The 1677-nt window shown below is 38.5% G+C and carries 2 protein-coding genes and 1 pseudogene; all 3 read left to right on the top strand.

The features are described 5' to 3' along the window. The first annotated feature begins 120 nt into the window (after window positions 1–120). Entirely contained in the window at window positions 121–303 is a 183-nt protein-coding gene (locus BBROOKSOX_RS10700; protein WP_257607869.1) for a hypothetical protein, read from the top strand. A 38-nt stretch (window positions 304–341) separates the two neighbouring features. Beyond that, window positions 342–1172: a hypothetical protein gene (locus BBROOKSOX_RS12375; protein WP_257607868.1), complete on the top strand. Its 831-nt coding sequence runs from the start codon at window positions 342–344 to the stop codon at window positions 1170–1172. Next, window positions 1169–1677 (top strand): annotated as a pseudogene (locus BBROOKSOX_RS10695) (RHS repeat-associated core domain-containing protein); the annotation flags it as partial. The gene BBROOKSOX_RS12375 and the pseudogene BBROOKSOX_RS10695, both read left to right, overlap by 4 nt.

The raw sequence follows: 1677 nt of genomic DNA, 5'->3' as shown, positions 1-1677 counted from the left end.
ATCTTGGCTAGTTGTTTAAAATCGTGTTTATAAAAATCATCAGGTAGTTGAATTCTTTTTGGCATTGTTTTGTTGGTGAAAAAAATGATTATTATACACTGTTTATGGTATTGTTATTTTTTGAATTTTATATTAGAGCTGGACGACAAAGCCCAAACCCTTAGTTACGAACATTATTATCCTTATGGTAGTACTGCCATCATTGTAGGTAAAGACAAAATCCAAGTGCAACAAAAACGCTATCGCTATACAGGCAAAGAAAGAGACGACAGTAGTGGTTTGTCCTACTACGGTGCTAGATAGCAGCAGGGTCGGTTGCTGGCTTGAATTTGTATGTTTATGTGGGCAATAATCCACTTAAATATATTGATCCGACAGGGCATTTTCCGCTTATACCTTGGAATAGATTTGTGCAAAGCGTTAACACTTACAAGGAAAATCAAAGAGATTTGAATATTTGGGCTGGAGAAAGTCACGATATACCACAAGGAAATTATTTAGCCATAAACTTAAATACTGAAATCAAATTTAAAAATTTTATAATAGAATCGATTGATGCTAAGGTAGGCCCAAGACCTGAAAAAAATCCAGCAATTATTCGCATTAGATATGGATTCAATGGAATACACGAGGCAATGCAAAAGGCATATCCAGACTTATCACCTGAAAAAATTAAAGCATTAATAGATTCAAGAAAAGATGTAATGATGATAGCAGCAACCCTTAACTCTAATTTTATTGGTAGAGATTATTGGCGTGATAAAGCAGAATATGAAAGAAGGGGAAGTTTCAAAGGAAGCTCACTCTTTCTGGTTGGTGCAGCCCATACACTAACAAATATAAAGCAGGCAGAAGACGAAAACCCAAAAGCATACCCTGCTTTTAAATATATGGGTGAAAATCCAAGTATCGCTGTAACACTCAAAAGTGTCATTGATGAAAATATCGAATATTTCGATACTCATAGAGATTCCATAGTGCCTGATTTTGGTGTGTGGGTTGAGGGCAAGCAAGGTTCGCAAGAGGATATTTTTTTAGCTCATGACCCAGAAGGTATTATGAGAGAGGCATTTGGCAATATAATAAAGGAGCTGCCAATGAAGTTAAGCGACTTGTCTGAACCTATGGCTGTACCTCCGATACCACAAGTAAAATACTATGTTATCTTATGATTAATACTTTAGAGCACTACCAACAAACCCACACCTACGACACAGGCAACAACCTAACCGCCCTATCGCACCAAGCAAACAGTGGTAATTGGCAACAAACCCTCGCCATCCACCCAAACAGCAACCGTGGCACTGAAACCCAACAATCCACCAACGACTTTGACGCCAATGGCAATTTATTACATTTAGACAATATTGCTAACCTAGATTGGTATTACAACAATACCCTTAACAAACTCACTAAAGCAGACAAAAGCAACACCACACAATACTATGTTTATGATTACCAAGGCAAGCGAGTTCGCACTGTAACTGAATCTAACCAACAAGTACAAAGCCAAAGAGACTACCTACCCGCACTAGACATCTCAACCAACCAAACAAAACAACAAAGCAGTACTCTGCACATCGGCACCCATGTCCTCAGCGAAAACAGCAAAGACAATACGCAAACCCCGCACCAAACCCGCTATCAACTCAACAGTCATCTGCAATCCAACACCTT

It is taken from the genome of bacterium endosymbiont of Bathymodiolus sp. 5 South (assembly GCF_900128535.1).
In the GTDB taxonomy this organism is placed as follows: Bacteria; Pseudomonadota; Gammaproteobacteria; order PS1; family Pseudothioglobaceae; genus Thiodubiliella.
The sequence above is the reverse complement of the archived record's forward strand: the minus strand, read 5'-3'. Positions and strand labels throughout refer to the sequence as shown.